We start from the raw sequence: 17,164 nt of genomic DNA on the forward strand, positions 1-17,164 counted from the left end.
GGATTTTCACATCGCCAGTCGAAGGCATTGTTCGAGGCAAGCCGTGCTAGGTTGCCGCCTTGCGCCGAGGCTGTCGGGGCTTGCTGGTTGCTGCCTTGCCCTTGGCCGCCCCCTTGCGCTTCTTCTTCCAGGGCGCCGTGGCCTTGCCTGCCGCTGGCCCGGTGATGTTCAGGCGCATGCCACTGCAGCGCTGCACCAGCTTGCCCATCCACGCCGACTGGCGGGTGACGAACTCGTCCAGGCTCATCTCGCCGCTCTGTACCATGTCCAGCGCCTGTTCCCAGATCGCCGTGGTGCCGGGGTCGGCGATGGCCCGGGGTACGGCATCGATCAGGCTGAAGGCTGCTGGTGTGGCCGACAGTGCCTTGCCGTTCTTGGCCAGGTAGCCGCGATCGAGCAGGCCCTGGATGATGCTTGCGCGAGTCGCCTCGGTGCCGATGCCAGTGGTCTCCTTGAGCTTCTGCTTGAGCAGTGGATCCTGCACCAGCTTGGCGACGTTCTTCATCGCCTTGATCAGGTCGCCTTCGGTAAATGGCTTGGGGGGCTGGGTCCACAGGTCCTTGAGCTGCAAACCCTGCACCGCGCAGTCCTGCCCCTCGCGCAGTGCCGGCAGCACCTGGGCCGGTGGCGCCTCGCGGCCCTTCGTGGGGGTCAACGCCTCGGGTAGCGCCCGGCGCCAGCCCGGCTCGATGATCTGCTTGCCGACCGAGCGCAGCGTGTGCCCGGCGCAGTCGAAGTCGGCCTGGGTGCGGTCGTACTCGTGGTTGGGCAGGAACTGGGCGAGGTAGCGGGCGCGAATCAGGGTGTACACCGCCTTGTACTTCGGCGGCAGGCGCGACGGGTCGCTGGCGGCGGCGGTGGGGATGATGCCGTGGTGGGCGCTGACCTTCTGGTCGTTCCAGGCCCGCGAGCGGCGTTGCGGGTCGAGGTACGGCTGCAGCGGTGCAAGGCTGCCATCGGTGCGTTGCAGCGCGGCGAGGATGCTCGGTGCCTCGCCGTGCTGGCTGAGGGGCAGGTAACCGCTGTCGCTGCGCGGATAGGTGATCAGTTTGTGGGTTTCGTACAGCGCCTGGGCGATGTCCAGTGTCTCCTGGGCACCGAGCCCCAGTTTCTTCGAGCAGACCTCTTGCAGGGTGCCCAGGTCGAAGGGCATGGGCGCGGCCTCGCGGACGCGCTCGGTGGCGATCTTCATCACCCGGGCGCTGCCGGCAGTTTGCATATCGAGGGCAGCCTGCTGCGCCAGGGCCTGCTTCAGGCAGCGGCCCTGGTCGTCGCAGGCATCCTCCGGCGCGCGCCATTGAGCGTTGAACACATTGCCGGCACTCTCCAACTGCACGTCGATGGCCCAGAAGGGCACCGGCACGAAATCGGCGATGCTGCGGTCGCGGTCTACCACCAGGCGCAGCGTCGGTGTCTGCACCCGCCCCACGGGCAATACGCCTTGATAGCCGGACTGGCGCCCGAGCAGGGTGAACAGGCGGCTCATGTTCATGCCAATCAACCAGTCCGCCCGCGAGCGGCCCAGGGCGCAGTGGTAGAGGTTGAAGGTTTCCTGGCCGGGCAGCAGGCGCGCCAGTGCCTTGCGGATCGAGGCGTCGTCCAGGGCCGATAGCCACAGGCGCTGGATCGGCCCGCGGTAGCGGCAGTGTTCGACCAGCTCGCGGGCGATCATCTCACCCTCGCGGTCGGCGTCGGTGGCGATTACCAGTTCACGAGCCTCGCCGAGCAGGCGCTTGACCGCCTTGTACTGGCTGGCGGTCTTGGGCTTGACCGTCATCTTCCATTTTTCGGGGATGATCGGCAGGTCGTCGAGCGACCAGCGCTTGTAGCGCTCGTCGTAGCTGTCGGGCGGGGCGGTTTCCAGCAGGTGGCCGATGCACCAGGTCACGCAGACATCGGTACCCAACCAGCAGCCGTCGCCCCGGCGGTGGGCGCCGAGCACCTTGGCGATATCTTTTGCCTGGGAGGGTTTTTCACAGAGAAAGAGGCGCATGGCCGCAACGCTTGATCGATGGGAAAGGGCACTAGGATGCGCAAGGCAGGGCGCGTAGGCAAGTTTTATCTGTATGCATGTACAGTTTTCTTGTGCGCGATTTTGGCAGGGTTGCCACTCCCAGGGGCTTGAATCATGTGGCACCGGCGTGCCAGCTTTGCCTTTCGCCTGCCAGTCGTGTCAGAGGACGATGTCGCTGAGGCGCCTCAACTACAACCAACAGGGATGTATCCAATGCCCATATTCGATTACCGCCAACTTGGCGGCTCTGCCTCTTCCGCCCTCTACAAAGATGCCATGGCCTTGGCGATGTATGCCTACCACGGCATCGACGATGGATTCGCCGCAGGCTACCAGCAGCATGGTTTCGGCCTCGGCTTGCCCGCCACACTGGTCAAAGCACTGGTAGGCGGCACCGACAGTCAGGGCGTGATCCCCGGCATACCCTGGAACCCTGACGCAGAGGCCAAGGCCTTGGCCAACGCCAAGGCGATCGGCTGGAACCCGATCAGCGCCGCGCAGCTGGGCTATCAGGGCAAGACCGATGCGCGGGGGACCTTCTATGGTGAAAACGCCGGCTATACCACGGCACAGGCTGAAGTCATGGGTCGCTACGACGCTGACGGTCACCTGACGGGCATCGGCATCGCCTTTCGCGGCACCGGTGGGCCACGGGAAGTGCTGATTGGCGACACCATCGGCGACGTGATCAACGACCTGTTGGCGGCGTTCGGGCCACCGGGCTATGCCCGCGACTACACCGGCAACGCCTTCGGCCGCCTGCTCGACAATGTGGCGGCATTTGCCAAGGCCAACGGCCTGACCGGCGCCGATGTCACCGTCAGTGGCCACAGCCTTGGCGGGTTGGCGGTGAACAGCCTGGCAGACCTCAGCACCTCGCGTTGGGGCGGCTTCTACCAGGATTCGCGCTACGTCGCCTTCGCCTCGCCGACCCAGGCCGCCGATGCCAACAAGGTGCTCAACATCGGCTACGAGAACGACCCGGTATTCCGTGTGCTCGACGGTACCTCGGTCACCTGGGGGACCGCCGGCGTGCACGATAGCGCCAAGGCCTCGGCCACCAACAACATCGTCAACTTCAACGACCACTACGCTTCTGACGCCTGGAACCTGCTGCCGTTCTCCATCGCCAACATCGCCAACTGGCTGTCGCACCTGCCGGCCGCCTACACCGATGGCCTGGGGCGGGTGGTGGACTCGTCCTTCTATCAGTGGACCACCCGCGACTCGACCGTGGTGGTCAGCAACCTGTCCGATGTGACCCGGGGCTCGACCTGGGTCGCGGACCTCAACCGCAGCGCCGAGCCTCACAAAGGCAGTACCTTCATCATTGGTACCGACAAGGACGACCTGATCCATGGCGGGCGTGGCAACGACTACCTCGAAGGGCGTGCCGGCAACGATACCTTCCGTGATGATGGCGGCTTCAACCTGATCGATGGCGGCGACGGGCATGACACGTTCAAGCTGCAGGATTCACTGGCTAGCCTGAACATCGCCCGCGACGGCGAGGGCACGGTGTATGTGCAGGATGCCGTGGGCGGCATCAGCCAGTTGCACGGCGTCGAGAACCTGGTCAGCAAGGAGCCGAGCCTGGTGATCTTCACCAAGGAGGTGGCCCATCAGCTAGGCGTAGATGGGTTGCTGAACAGTGGCAAGCTCAACCCCTACGCAGCGTCGATCAGTGGTAGCCAGGCGGGTGACCAGCTGGTGGCGGGGAGCCAGGGCCAGTGGTTGTTCGGCCTGGGTGGGGATGATCGCCTGCAGGGCGGCGCGGGCAATGACGTGCTGGTCGGTGGCACCGGCAACGATGTGCTCAGTGGCGGTGCCGGGCGCGATACGTTCCTGTTCAGCGGGCACTTCGGTCTGGACCGGGTGCTGGATTTCACCGGCCAGGACCGCCTGGTATTCATGGGCGTGGAGGGCGGCACGGCTGTACCGGCCTGGCGTGATCATGCCAGCCAGGTGGGCAATGACCTGGTGCTGACGTTCGGTGCCGACAGCGTGACGCTGGTGGGGATTGCGGCGCAGTCGCTGGGTGATGGCCAGGTCGTGATTGCCTGACCAGGCGGTTCGCCGGCAAGCCGGCCCCTACGGGAATATCCTGTAGGCGCTGGCTTGCCGGCGAATGGCGGCTTAGACGATCTCGCGCGAGTCGCGCACCATGTCCACGTGCGGGATCCCGGCCTCGAGGAACTCCTCGCTGACCACGCGGAACCCCAGGCGCTCGTAGAATGGGGTGGCATGCACCTGGGCGCTGAGCATCTGCTGTTTGAGGTCGCGGTTCTGCGCCTCGACGATCACCGCCTGCATCAGTGCATCGCCCACCTTCAAGCCGCGCCAGTCCTTGAGCACCGACACCCGGCCGATGGTGCCGTCGGGCAATAGGCGCGCGGTACCGATCGGGTAGTCGCCTTCCATGGCGAGGAAATGCACGGCGCTCGGGTCTTCAGCGTCGAACTCCAGCTCCGGTGGCACATGCTGCTCGGCGACGAACACGGCGCTGCGGATGCGGTGGATATCGGCGTTGTCTTTGTGCCAGTCGGCCAGTCGAACGCTGATCTTATTCATCGGCGAACCCCAGGCTGCCTTGCATGACCAACTGCTGGACCAGCATCAGGCCGTCTTCATCCGGCAGCCACTGGGCCAGGTTTTCGCTGTGCAGGGCGTCGGCGGAGCAGATCAGTTTCAGCAGCTCGCGCAGTTTCCCCGGCAGCGGGCAACTGCGGCCGCTGGCGAACAGCAGCAGGTCGTCGCCGAACTCCGACCAGGCCAGGCGTGCGCTCGGGTTGCGGATCAGGATGGCGCCCTGGCCGAGGTAGTCGAGCAGCTCCTGTTCAGACAGTTCCTCGCCTACTACCTGCTCGGGGTAACGCGGCTCGGTCATGAACTGGCCGAACCAGGTCAGCAGCAGGTCCTTGTCGGCCATGTGCTTGTCGATCAGGGCCTTGAGGCGGTCCAGGGCGTCGTGCTGGATCTGGTGCGGGTCGCTGACCGGCTGGGCGTCGGCATCGCTGTAGCGCTCTTCGTCCGGCAGGAACTGGCCGAGGAAGTCGGTGAAGTGGGTCAGCACTTCGGCCGCGCTGGGGGCGCGGAAGCCCACCGAGTAGGTCATGCACTCGCCCTCGGCGACGCCGTAGTGGGCCAGGCGCGGCGGCAGGTAGAGCATGTCGCCGGGCTCCAGGGTCCACTCGTCGCTCTGCTCGAATTCGGCGAGGATGCGCAGGTCAGCGTGGTCGATCAGCGCGCTGTCGCTGTTGCACATCTGGCCGACTTTCCAGTTGCGCTTGCCATCGGCCTGCAGCAGGAACACGTCGTAGTTGTCGAAATGCGGGCCGACGCTGCCGCCGGGCGCTGCGTAGCTGATCATCACGTCGTCGATACGCCAGCTGGGCAGGAAGCGGAACTCTTCGAGCAGCTCGGCCACTTCCGGGACGAACTGGTCCACCGCCTGTACCAGCAGGGTCCAGTCACGCTCGGGCAGGTCGGCGAAGGCGTCCTCGGCGAACGGGCCGCGGCGCAGCTCCCACGGGCGCTCGCCGTGTTCGAGCACCAGGCGCGACTCGACTTCTTCTTCCAGGGCCAGGCCGGCCAGTTCGTCGGCGTCGATGGGGCTGATGAAGTCGGGGAAGGCCTGACGCACCAGCAGCGGCTTCTTCTGCCAGTAGTCGCGCAGGAATTCACGGGCCGTCAGGCCGCCCAGCAGTTGCAGTGGAGTATCAGAATTCATGTTCAACCTATTGAAAAAACGTAGTTTTCAGACGGGAATAAAAACGCCCGGCCAGGCCGGGCGTTAAGCGCGGAGCGCAGGTCAGATGCGTTTGGCCTGGGCCACGGCGTTGCCAATGTAGGTGGCAGGGGTCAGTTGCTTGAGCTCGGCCTTGGCGTCGGCCGGCATGTCCAGGCCGTCGATGAAGGTCAGCAGCGCTTCAGGGGTGATGCCCTTGCCACGGGTCAGCTCCTTGAGCTTCTCGTAGGGGTTCTCAATGTTGAAGCGGCGCATCACGGTCTGGATCGGCTCGGCCAGGACTTCCCAGCAGGCGTCCAGGTCGGCGGCGATACGCGCGGCGTTGACTTCCAGCTTGCCGATGCCTTTCAGGCTGGCTTCATAGGCGATGACGCTGTGGGCGAAGCCCACGCCCAGGTTGCGCAGCACGGTGGAGTCGGTCAGGTCACGCTGCCAGCGCGAGATTGGCAGTTTGCTGGCCAGGTGCTGGAACAGCGCGTTGGCGATCCCCAGGTTGCCTTCGGAGTTCTCGAAGTCGATCGGGTTGACCTTGTGCGGCATGGTCGAGGAGCCGATCTCGCCGGCGACGGTCTTCTGCTTGAAGTAGCCCAGCGAGATGTAGCCCCAGACGTCGCGGTCGAAGTCGATGAGGATGGTGTTGAAGCGGGCGATGGCGTCGAACAGCTCGGCGATGTAGTCGTGCGGCTCGATCTGGGTGGTGTAGGGGTTGAACACCAGGCCCAGTTCGTCCTCGATGAAGGCGCGAGCGTTCTGCTCCCAATCGATCTGCGAGTAGGCCGACAGGTGGGCGTTGTAGTTGCCTACGGCGCCATTGATCTTGCCCAGCAGCGGTACGGCGGCCACTTGAGCGATCTGGCGCTCCAGGCGGTAGACGACGTTGGCCAGCTCTTTACCCAGGGTGGTCGGCGAGGCCGGCTGGCCGTGGGTGCGCGACAGCATGGGGACTTCGGCGTGGGCGTGGGCCAGGGCACGGATGGCCTCGGCGATCTGGCGCATTAGCGGCAGCAGCACTTCGTCGCGGCCAGCGCGCAGCATCAGGGCGTGGGACAGGTTGTTGATGTCCTCGCTGGTGCAGGCGAAGTGGATGAACTCGCTGACCTTGGCCAGTTCAGGCAGTTGAGCCGCTTGCTCCTTGAGCAGGTACTCGATGGCCTTGACGTCATGGTTGGTGGTGCGCTCGATCTCTTTGACGCGTTCGGCGTGCTCGAGCTTGAAATCGGTGGCCAGGCTGTCCAGCAGGGCGTTGGCTTCGGCGGAGAACGCCGGCACTTCGCCGATCTGCGGGTGGGCGGCCAGGCGCTGCAGCCAGCGCACTTCGACCAGGGCGCGGAAACGGATCAGGCCGAATTCGCTGAAGATGGGGCGCAGGGCCTGGGTTTTGCCGGCATAACGGCCGTCTACAGGGGAAACCGCAGTGAGCGAGGAGAGCTGCATGGGGTGTTCTCGGACAGTCAGGCTTTTGGAAGGGCGCATATCATACATGAAAAACGCGCCCGAGTCGGGTGGCTGACCAAAGGTCGGGCCATTTCGAGTCTTGCTTGGGCCCCAGTAGGAGCGGGTTTACCCGCGATGCAATGCTGGATTTACTGGCGCATTCGCGGGTAAACCCGCTCCTACTGGGGCACGGTGTTCGTTCAGTCGTTGGTACGCATCATCCCGTACAGCTCGTTGAGCAACTTGCGCCGGCTGAACACCAGTTGCCAGCGATGCCCGCCCAGCTGGCGCCACAGGCGCGCGGCGCGGATGCCGGCCAGCAGCAGGGCACGGATCTTCGAGGCATTGCTCGCCTGCTGCAGGAAACGCATGTCGCCGTGCACCTGGATGCGTTGGCGCAGGGTGCTCAAGGTGTCCTGGTACAAGGCTCCGCTGGAAGCGATGACGTTTTCGTGAACCAGGCCGAAATGATCGGCCTGCGATTGAATCTGCGGCAGGCGATTGCCGATGATGTCGAGCATGTCGCCGCGTTTGTTCAGCTGGCGCTCAAGGCCGAGCATCGACAGGGCGTAGCGCAGCGGCTCGCGCTGCAGGCTGCTGGGGTCGCGCTCCAGGGCGCCGACCAGCGCGCGATAGCCATCGCGCAGGTTAAGGTCGTCGCCGCCGAACACTTCCAGCGTATCCTTCGGGTCGCGCACCAGCAGGCTACCAAGCATGCAGCCGATGTGGGCCTCGCTGGCCTGGCCGGTGCGGGCGATGCGGTCGACCAGTACTGCGGCCTGGAACACGCCGCCCAGGGCGACCAACTGCTCCTGGAGGTTGTTCATTGACGCGGGCTCCACGGCTCGGCGGTCTCGATCACGCCACCACCCAGGCACACCTCGCCGTCGTAGAACACCACCGACTGGCCGGGGGTGACCGCGCGTTGAGGTTCGTCGAACACCGCGCGGTAGCCGTTCTCGGTGCGCTCAAGGGTGCATTGTTGGTCGCCCTGGCGATAGCGCACTTTGGCGGTGAGCCGGCGCGGGCTGCTCAAGTCGATCGGGTTGACCCAGAAGATTTCCGAGGCAAGCAGGGCGCGGGAGAACAGCCAGGGGTGTTCGTTACCCTGGCCGACCACCAGCACGTTCCGTGCGAGGTCCTTGTGTAGCACGTACCACGGTTCGTCGCCGGCGTCCTTCAGGCCGCCGATGCCCAGGCCCTGGCGCTGGCCGATGGTGTGGTACATCAGGCCGTGGTGGCGGCCGATGACTTCGCCATCGGTGGTCTGGATCTCGCCCGGCTGGGCCGGCAGATACTGCTTGAGGAAGTCGCTGAAACGGCGCTCACCGATGAAGCAAATGCCGGTGGAGTCCTTCTTCTTCGCCGTGGCCAGGCCATGTTTCTCGGCGATGGCGCGGACTTCGGGCTTCTCTAGCTCACCGACCGGGAACAGGGTGCGGGCGATCTCCTTGCCGCCCACGGCGTGCAGGAAGTAGCTCTGGTCCTTGTTCGGATCCAGGCCTTTGAGCAGCTCGGTCAGTTCGCCGGTATCGCGGCGGCGCACATAGTGGCCGGTGGCAATCAGGTCGGCGCCCAGCGACAGGGCATAGTCGAGAAACGCCTTGAACTTGATCTCGCGGTTGCACAGGATGTCCGGGTTCGGTGTGCGGCCGGCCTTGTACTCTTCGAGGAAGTGCTCGAACACGTTGTCCCAGTATTCGGCGGCGAAGTTGGCGGTGTGCAGCTTGATGCCGATGCGGTCGCACACGGCCTGGGCGTCGGCGAGGTCTTCGCGGGCGGTGCAGTATTCGGTGCCGTCGTCCTCTTCCCAGTTCTTCATGAACAGACCTTCCACCTGGTAGCCCTGCTCCATGAGCAGAAGGGCGGAGACGGAAGAGTCCACGCCGCCGGACATGCCGACGATGACGCGGGTCTTGGCGGGGTCTTTGAGTGCTGGGCTGGTCATGGCTACCGGTGTGTATCTGGGGGAAAAGCGCGGATTCTATCAAACCCGCGGGCTGGCGTCAGTCGCGCAGCAGTTCGAGGCTGTGCAGAGGGCCTTTCAGATAGTCGTCGAGGCAACGGGGCACCAGTTCGCTGCGCCAACGCGACGGCTCGGCCAGCAGCTCGTCGCGGCTCAGCCACACGGCGCGGACGATGTCGCTGTCCAGAGCCAGGTCTGTGTGGTGGTGTACGGGGCGGGCGGCGAAGCAGATACGCTGGTAGGTTACACCGTTGCTCGGGGCGGTATAGAGGTAGATGCCGACCACGCCGGTGAGTTCGACTTCCCACGCGGTTTCTTCCAGCGTCTCGCGCAGAGCGGCCTGGGTGATGGTTTCGTTGGCTTCCAGGTGGCCGGCAGGTTGGTTGAGAACGTGCTGGCCGGCCTTGAATTCCTCGACGAAGAGGAACTTGCCCTCATGTTCGACGATGGTGGCGACGGTGATGTGGGGTTGCCAAGACACGGTCGATTCTCTCCCTAAGTGGCAAGTTTCAAGCTGCAGGCCACAAGTAGAAGCGGTAAGCGACTGCTTTGACTTGTCGCTTGCAGCTGGCCACTTGTGGCTGAAAAAGCACAAACCCCGGTGCGTGGCCGGGGTCTGTGTTGTTACTGCAAGCGAACCTTACAGTGCGGCAATGGCGCTGTTCAGGGTTTGGCTTGGGCGCATCACCTTAGCAGTCAGCTCGGCATCCGGGGCGTAGTAGCCACCGATGTCGGCCGGCTTGCCCTGGACGGCGTTGAGCTCGGCGACGATGGTCGCTTCGTTCTCGCTCAGGGTTTTTGCCAGTGGGGCGAAGCGCGCCTGCAGGGCGGCATCGTCGGTCTGGGCGGCCAGGGCTTCTGCCCAGTAGAGCGTGAGGTAGAAGTGGCTGCCGCGGTTGTCGATACCGCCGACCTTGCGCGAAGGCGACTTGTTGGTGTCGAGGAACTTGCCGGTGGCCTGGTCCAGGGTGTTGGCCAGGACTTTGGCGCGCGGGTTGTCGTAGGTGTTGCCCAGGTGCTCGAGCGAAGCGGCGAGCGCGAGGAATTCACCCAGCGAGTCCCAGCGCAGGAAGTTCTCTTCAACCAGCTGTTGCACGTGCTTCGGTGCCGAACCACCGGCGCCGGTTTCGAACAGGCCACCGCCGTTCATCAGCGGGACGATCGACAGCATCTTGGCGCTGGTGCCCAGCTCCATGATCGGGAACAGGTCGGTCAGGTAGTCGCGCAGGACGTTGCCGGTCACCGAGATGGTGTCCTTGCCTTCGCGGATGCGGGCCAGGGAGAACTTGATGGCGTCGACCGGGGCCAGGATGCGGATGTCCAGGCCGGCAGTGTCGTGGTCCTTCAGGTACGCCTGCACCTTCTCGATCATCACGCCGTCGTGGGCGCGCGCCGGGTCCAGCCAGAACACCGCCGGGGTGTTGCTCAGGCGGGCACGGTTGACGGCCAGCTTGACCCAGTCCTGGATCGGCGCGTCCTTGGTCTGGCACATGCGGAAGATGTCACCGGCTTCGACGTTCTGCTCCAGGATGACCTGGCCCTTGCCATCGACCACACGCACGACACCGTCGGCCTTGATCTGGAAGGTCTTGTCGTGGGAGCCGTACTCTTCGGCTTTCTGGGCCATCAGGCCGACGTTGGGGACGCTGCCCATGGTGGTCGGGTCGAAGGCGCCGTGCTGCTTGCAGTCTTCGATGGTGGCCTGGTAGATGCCGGCGTAGCAGCGGTCCGGGATCACGGCCTTGGCGTCCTGCAGCTCACCGGCGGTGTTCCACATCTTGCCCGAGTCGCGGATCATCGCAGGCATCGAGGCGTCGACGATGACGTCACTCGGTACGTGCAGGTTGGTGATGCCCTTGTCCGAGTTGACCATGGCCAGCGCCGGGCGAACGGCGTACAGGGCCTGGATATCGGCTTCGATCTCGGCTTGCTTTTCAGCAGGCAGGTCCTTGATGCGGGCGTACAGGTCGCCGATGCCGTTGTTCGAGTTGAAGCCTACTTCAGCCAACGCCGCGGCGTGCTTGGCCAGCACGTCGTTGTAGAACTCCTCGACGATCACGCCGAACATGATCGGGTCGGAGACTTTCATCATGGTGGCTTTCAGGTGCACTGACAGCAGCACGCCGGAGGCCTTGGCATCGGCGATCTGCTCGGCGATGAAGGCCTTCAGGGCCTTGCGGCTCATGGTGGCGCAGTCGATGACTTCGGCGGCCTTGACCGCGGTTTTCTCTTTCAGGACGGTGGTGGTGCCGTCCTTGCCGACCAGTTCGATGCGCAGGCTGTCGTCAGTCTCGATCAGCGCGGCCTTCTCGCTGCCGTAGAAGTCGCCGTGGGTCATGTGGGCGACGTGCGACTTGGAGTCGGCGGCCCAGGCGCCCATCTTGTGCGGGTGCTTGCGTGCGTAGTTCTTGACCGACAGCGGGGCGCGGCGGTCGGAGTTGCCTTCGCGCAGGACCGGGTTCACGGCGCTGCCCTTGATGCGGTCGTAGCGGGCACGGGATTCTTTTTCTTGCGCGGTGGCCGGCTCGTCGGCGTAGTCAGGGATGTTGAAGCCCTTGTTCTGCAGTTCCTTGATCGCCGCCTTCAGCTGTGGAACCGAAGCAGAGATGTTCGGCAGCTTGATGATGTTGGCTTCAGGGGTGGTGGCCAGCTGGCCCAGTTCCGCCAGGTGATCGCCTACCTGCTTCGCGCTGCCCAGTTGCTCCGGGAAGGCCGCGAGGATTCGGCCGGCCAGGGAGATGTCGCGGGTTTCGACGGCGATATCGGCCGAAGCGGTGAAGGCTTCGACGATCGGCAGCAGCGAGTAGGTGGCGAGGGCGGGGGCTTCGTCGGTGAAGGTGTAGATGATCTTGGAACGGGTGGGCATGCGGGTTAACTCTCTATGTGCTGAGCGTACTCGAGTCTCGAGGTGCGCAGGGTAGGCGCTTCGCCCTGGCGACGCCATGAGCGGAAAGTCGAGAGGCTGCGAGCGGTGATGGTGGATGCATCAGTCGAGCGTCAAGTGCTGGGCTGCGGTAACAACCCAGGCTTATGGCCATTTCCTGGCCAAGGGCGAGCCGCATTTTCCTAGGGTTCGCCCCGATGACCCTTCGGTCGCGCCGGAGTATATCAAACCCTTTGGGCTAATCAGCAAGGTGAAGTCGTATCAGCGCATTTATAAGACCAAAGACGTAGGAGCAATGTGACGTGTTGCCGCAGGTTCGGGCAACATGATTCCCCGGTGTGGACCGGCCATCCTCAGGGCCCGCATGGCGCCCGTAGGAGCCGGCTTGCCGGCGAATGGGGCGGTGCGGTCAACCCAAAACAGTTGCTGCCAACGGGTGCCACCTTGCAGGTCGACGGATGTGGTTTAGGCTCAGTGGATCGCACGATTTCCAATCACACCAGGAAAAGCGGAGTAGTGCAGCATGGGATATCAGAAAATCAAGGTGCCGTCTGATGGTACCAAGATCACCGTCAATGCAGACCATTCGCTCAATGTTCCCGACAACCCCATCATTCCCTACATAGAAGGCGACGGCATCGGCGTGGATGTCTCGCCGGTGATGATCAAGGTGGTCGACGCCGCCGTGCAGAAGGCCTACGGCGGCAAGCGCAAGATCGCCTGGATGGAGGTCTACGCCGGCGAGAAGGCGACACAAGTCTATGACCAGGACACCTGGCTGCCCCAGGAGACCCTCGATGCGGTGAAGGACTACGTGGTCTCGATCAAAGGGCCGCTGACCACACCGGTCGGCGGTGGTATTCGTTCACTCAACGTGGCCCTGCGCCAGCAGCTCGACCTTTATGTGTGCCTGCGCCCGGTGGTCTGGTTCCAGGGGGTGCCGAGCCCGGTCAAGAAGCCTGGCGACGTCGACATGGTGATCTTTCGCGAGAACTCCGAGGACATCTACGCCGGTATCGAATGGAAGGCCGGCTCGCCCGAGGCGAACAAGGTGATCAAGTTCCTCAAGGAGGAAATGGGCGTCACCAAGATCCGTTTCGACCAGGACTGCGGCATCGGCGTCAAGCCGGTTTCGAAGGAGGGCACCAAGCGCCTGGTGCGCAAGGCGCTGCAATATGTGGTGGATAACGACCGCAAGTCGCTGACCCTGGTGCACAAGGGCAACATCATGAAGTTCACTGAAGGGGCTTTCAAGGATTGGGGATACGAGGTGGCGCGCGACGAGTTCGGCGCGGAACTGCTTGATGGTGGCCCATGGATGAAGTTCAAGAACCCCAAGACCGGCCGTGAGGTGATCGTCAAGGATGCCATTGCCGACGCCATGCTCCAGCAGATCCTGCTGCGCCCGGCCGAATACGACGTGATTGCTACCCTCAACCTCAATGGCGACTACCTGTCCGACGCCCTGGCGGCGGAGGTGGGTGGTATCGGTATCGCGCCGGGCGCCAACTTGTCGGACACCGTGGCCATGTTCGAGGCCACCCACGGCACCGCGCCCAAGTATGCCGGGAAGGATCAGGTCAACCCGGGGTCAGTAATCCTGTCTGCCGAAATGATGCTGCGGCACATGGGTTGGATCGAGGCTGCGGACCTGATCATCAAAGGAACTAATGGCGCTATTGCGGCCAAGACCGTGACCTATGATTTCGAGCGCCTGATGGACGGTGCGACCTTGGTCGGCAGTTCCGGTTTTGGCGATGCCATGATCAAGCATATGTAAGGCAGGCAAAAAAACCGGCCACCTTCTTATTAAAGAGGTGGCCGGTTTTTTCGTATGCCGAAAATTAGGCGGGGATCAGGCTTCTTGAGGGATGGATGTAACATTGCCTGTGCTGGTACCTGAAGGGGTGGTGCTGGCACTCTGGATGTTCACTGCGTGCGTGCCCTTGGGGCCTTGCACGAGCTCGAACGTCACGGCCTGTCCGGCTTTCAATGTTTTGTAGCCATCCATCTGGATGGCGGAGTAATGGGCGAACAAGTCTTCGCTTTTACCCTCCTCATTGATGAATCCGTAGCCCTTGGCGTTGTTGAACCACTTGACTTTACCGCTTGCCATCCCTATGTCCCTCTGCAAAGGACTCCATCACTGGAGTATCATCCACTTCATCCGCATACGAACCATGCGAGAAAATCTGGTTGACTGCGCGGATCTTTATAGACCACGGTGGGTTCTTATTGGTTGTAACACCGTTTTGCCGTTAGTCAAGGTCAGCCGGCGCCCGCGCCGGCAGCCACCTGAAGCGGTCAACCCACAACCTTAACCTGTCGCTCATGATGAAATTCTTTCCATGCATGTACCCAGTGAGATTCGACTAACATTCAATCAGGATCGCCCGCAGTCGAACGAGGACGGGCATGAGGACGATGGCGCGGGCCTTGCGGTCCAGGAGGCCAAGCCGATCCTGCAGGCGCCACCGATGTACAAGGTGGTTTTGTTCAACGATGACTACACGCCAATGGATTTCGTCGTCGAAGTGCTCGAGACGTTCTTCAATCTGAACCGCGAGCTGGCAACGAAGATCATGCTGACCGTCCATACCGAAGGGCGGGCAGTGTGCGGATTGTTTACCCGTGACATCGCCGAGACAAAGGCCATGCAGGTCAACCAATACGCCAGGGAAAGCCAGCATCCGCTACTCTGTGAAATCGAGAAGGACGGTTAATCGCCGACCACTTGGGTATGAGGTGAAGCTATGTTAAACCGCGAGCTCGAAGTCACCCTCAATCTGGCCTTCAAGGAGGCGCGTTCGAAACGTCATGAGTTCATGACCGTCGAACATCTGCTGCTGGCACTCCTTGACAATGAGGCTGCCGCGACCGTTCTGCGCGCCTGTGGCGCCAATCTCGACAAACTCAAGCATGACCTGCAGGAGTTCATCGATTCGACTACCCCGCTGATCCCCGTGCATGACGAGGACCGCGAAACGCAACCGACGCTGGGTTTCCAGCGCGTGCTGCAGCGTGCCGTGTTCCACGTGCAGAGCTCCGGCAAGCGCGAGGTTACCGGCGCCAACGTGCTGGTGGCGATCTTCAGCGAACAGGAAAGCCAGGCTGTGTTCCTGCTCAAGCAGCAGAGCGTGGCCCGCATCGATGTGGTCAACTACATCGCCCACGGTATTTCGAAAGTGCCGGGCCATGGCCCGCATACTGAAAACGAACAAGACATGCAGGACGAGGAAGGTGGTGAAACCTCTTCTTCCGGCAACCCGCTTGACGCCTATGCCAGCAACCTGAACGAACTGGCCCGTGCCGGGCGCATCGATCCGCTGGTGGGGCGTGAGCAGGAGGTCGAGCGCGTCGCGCAGATCCTCGCTCGTCGGCGCAAGAACAACCCGTTGCTGGTCGGTGAGGCTGGCGTGGGCAAGACCGCGATCGCCGAAGGCCTGGCCAAGCGCATTGTTGATGGCCAGGTGCCGGACCTGCTGGCCCAGAGCGTCGTCTACTCCCTCGACCTTGGCGCGCTGCTGGCAGGCACCAAGTACCGTGGTGACTTCGAGAAGCGCTTCAAGGCGCTGCTCGGTGAGCTGCGCAAGCGTCCGCAGGCGATCCTGTTCATCGATGAGATCCACACCATCATCGGTGCTGGCGCGGCATCCGGTGGCGTGATGGATGCCTCCAACCTGCTCAAGCCACTGCTGTCTTCCGGCGATATCCGTTGCATTGGTTCGACCACGTTCCAGGAGTTTCGCGGCATCTTCGAGAAGGACCGTGCCTTGGCGCGTCGTTTCCAGAAGGTCGATGTCAGCGAGCCTTCGGTGGAGGACACCGTGGGTATCCTGCGCGGCCTGAAAGGCCGCTTCGAGAGCCACCACAACATCGAGTACAGCGACGAAGCCCTGCGCGCCGCCGCCGAACTGGCCTCGCGTTATATCAATGACCGGCATATGCCGGACAAGGCCATCGATGTGATCGACGAGGCGGGTGCCTACCAGCGCCTGCAACCGGAGGCCAATCGCGTCAAGCGTATCGATGTACCACAGGTCGAGGACATCGTTGCCAAAATCGCGCGAATTCCGCCGAAACATGTCACCAGCTCCGATAAAGAGCTGTTGCGCAACCTCGAACGTGACCTCAAGCTCACGGTGTTTGGCCAGGATGCGGCGATCGATTCGCTGGCCACTGCCATCAAGCTGTCACGTGCCGGCCTCAAGGCACCGGACAAGCCTGTCGGCTCGTTCCTGTTCGCCGGCCCGACCGGTGTGGGCAAGACCGAGGCGGCTCGCCAGCTGGCCAAGGCATTGGGTGTGGAGTTGGTGCGCTTCGACATGTCCGAGTACATGGAGCGGCACACTGTGTCGCGCCTGATCGGCGCGCCGCCCGGCTATGTCGGGTTCGACCAGGGTGGCCTGCTGACTGAGGCCATCACCAAGCAGCCGCACTGTGTGCTGCTGCTGGATGAGATCGAGAAGGCACACCCCGAAGTCTTCAACCTGCTGCTGCAGGTGATGGACCACGGGACCCTGACCGACAACAACGGGCGCAAGGCGGACTTCCGTAACGTGATCCTGATCATGACCACCAATGCCGGCGCTGAAACCGCCGCGCGGGCCTCGATCGGCTTCACCCACCAGGACCATTCCTCCGATGCCATGGAGGTCATTCGCAAGAGCTTCACGCCGGAGTTCCGCAACCGTCTGGATACCATCATCCAGTTTGGCCGTCTTTCCCACGAGACGATCAAGAGCATCGTCGACAAGTTCCTTATCGAACTGCAGGCGCAGCTGGAGGACAAGCGTGTACTGCTGGAGGTCACCGATGCCGCGCGCGGCTGGCTGGCTGCCTCGGGCTACGACGTGCAGATGGGCGCGCGTCCGATGGCGCGGCTGATCCAGGACAAGATCAAGCGGCCGCTGGCCGAGGAGATCCTGTTTGGTGAGCTGGCCGAGCATGGTGGCGTGGTGCACATCGACTTGCGCGATGGTGAGTTGGTGTTCGATTACGAGACCACGGCTGAGGTCGCGTAAAGCTGGGGCCGCTTTGCGGCCCATCGCGGCTGAAGCCGCTCCTGCAGGAGTGGCTCCAGTCGTGATGTATTGTTCAGGCACAAAAAAGCCCGGC

13 protein-coding genes are annotated in these 17,164 nt (G+C 63.1%); 4 read left to right on the plus strand and 9 right to left on the minus strand.

Going from position 1 to position 17,164, the window contains the following annotated elements:
* Positions 1-46: 46 nt before the first annotated feature.
* The gene (locus IM733_RS04220) at positions 47-1,993 is read right to left on the minus strand and encodes a DNA topoisomerase III (RefSeq protein WP_248919682.1); all 1,947 of its coding nucleotides are present in this window, start codon (positions 1,991-1,993) and stop codon (positions 47-49) included.
* A gap of 234 nt (positions 1,994-2,227) precedes the next feature.
* On the opposite strand from IM733_RS04220, the gene IM733_RS04225 reads away from it, so the two are divergent.
* Entirely contained in the window at positions 2,228-4,078 is a 1,851-nt protein-coding gene (locus IM733_RS04225) for a polyurethane esterase (protein ID WP_248919683.1), read from the plus strand.
* 72 nt (positions 4,079-4,150) lie between these two features.
* Here the strand turns inward: IM733_RS04225 and IM733_RS04230 are convergent, their stop codons facing one another.
* The 7 genes from IM733_RS04230 to IM733_RS04260 all read right to left on the minus strand — a co-directional run bounded on the left by IM733_RS04230 (position 4,151) and on the right by IM733_RS04260 (position 12,028).
* The gene (locus tag IM733_RS04230; RefSeq protein ID WP_248919684.1) at positions 4,151-4,585 is read right to left on the minus strand and encodes a GNAT family N-acetyltransferase; all 435 of its coding nucleotides are present in this window, start codon (positions 4,583-4,585) and stop codon (positions 4,151-4,153) included.
* Positions 4,578-5,744, minus strand: a complete 1,167-nt coding sequence (locus tag IM733_RS04235) for a cupin domain-containing protein (RefSeq protein ID WP_248919685.1) — start codon at positions 5,742-5,744, stop codon at positions 4,578-4,580. Before IM733_RS04235 ends, IM733_RS04230 begins: the two co-directional genes overlap by 8 nt.
* 81 nt (positions 5,745-5,825) lie before the next feature.
* Positions 5,826-7,196 carry an adenylosuccinate lyase gene (purB, locus tag IM733_RS04240; RefSeq protein ID WP_248919686.1) on the minus strand — a complete coding sequence of 457 codons (1,371 nt, stop codon included), beginning with the start codon at positions 7,194-7,196 and terminating at the stop codon, positions 5,826-5,828.
* A gap of 200 nt (positions 7,197-7,396) precedes the next feature.
* Positions 7,397-8,023 (minus strand): high frequency lysogenization protein HflD, encoded by a 627-nt coding sequence (gene hflD, locus IM733_RS04245; protein ID WP_248919687.1) that lies wholly within the window; start codon positions 8,021-8,023, stop codon positions 7,397-7,399.
* On the minus strand, positions 8,020-9,144 hold the full coding sequence (gene mnmA, locus IM733_RS04250) for a tRNA 2-thiouridine(34) synthase MnmA (protein WP_248919688.1): 1,125 nt from the start codon (positions 9,142-9,144) through the stop codon (positions 8,020-8,022). Before mnmA ends, hflD begins: the two co-directional genes overlap by 4 nt.
* A 58-nt stretch (positions 9,145-9,202) precedes the next feature.
* On the minus strand, positions 9,203-9,643 hold the full coding sequence (locus IM733_RS04255; protein WP_248919689.1) for an NUDIX hydrolase: 441 nt from the start codon (positions 9,641-9,643) through the stop codon (positions 9,203-9,205).
* Positions 9,644-9,802: 159 nt separating this feature from the next.
* Complete coding sequence (locus IM733_RS04260) at positions 9,803-12,028, minus strand: NADP-dependent isocitrate dehydrogenase (protein ID WP_248919690.1); 2,226 nt, start codon at positions 12,026-12,028, stop codon at positions 9,803-9,805.
* A 541-nt stretch (positions 12,029-12,569) separates the two neighbouring features.
* On the opposite strand from IM733_RS04260, the gene icd reads away from it, so the two are divergent.
* A complete protein-coding gene (gene icd / locus IM733_RS04265) occupies positions 12,570-13,826 on the plus strand; it encodes an NADP-dependent isocitrate dehydrogenase (protein WP_248919691.1) in 1,257 nt (418 codons plus the stop codon).
* A 75-nt stretch (positions 13,827-13,901) separates the two neighbouring features.
* Here icd and cspD read toward each other — a convergent pair whose 3' ends face one another.
* A complete protein-coding gene (cspD, locus tag IM733_RS04270) occupies positions 13,902-14,162 on the minus strand; it encodes a cold shock domain-containing protein CspD (protein ID WP_283107516.1) in 261 nt (86 codons plus the stop codon).
* Positions 14,163-14,394: 232 nt separating this feature from the next.
* Between cspD and clpS the strand changes: the two genes are divergently transcribed.
* Together clpS and clpA are read left to right on the plus strand one after the other, a co-directional pair.
* Positions 14,395-14,769, plus strand: a complete 375-nt coding sequence (gene clpS, locus IM733_RS04275) for an ATP-dependent Clp protease adapter ClpS (protein WP_203652216.1) — start codon at positions 14,395-14,397, stop codon at positions 14,767-14,769.
* Between the two features lie 30 nt (positions 14,770-14,799).
* The gene (clpA, locus tag IM733_RS04280; protein ID WP_011533430.1) at positions 14,800-17,070 is read left to right on the plus strand and encodes an ATP-dependent Clp protease ATP-binding subunit ClpA; all 2,271 of its coding nucleotides are present in this window, start codon (positions 14,800-14,802) and stop codon (positions 17,068-17,070) included.
* Positions 17,071-17,164 lie beyond the last annotated feature (94 nt).

It is taken from the genome of Pseudomonas entomophila, from assembly GCF_023277925.1.
Classification (GTDB): Bacteria; Pseudomonadota; Gammaproteobacteria; order Pseudomonadales; family Pseudomonadaceae; genus Aquipseudomonas; species Aquipseudomonas entomophila_D.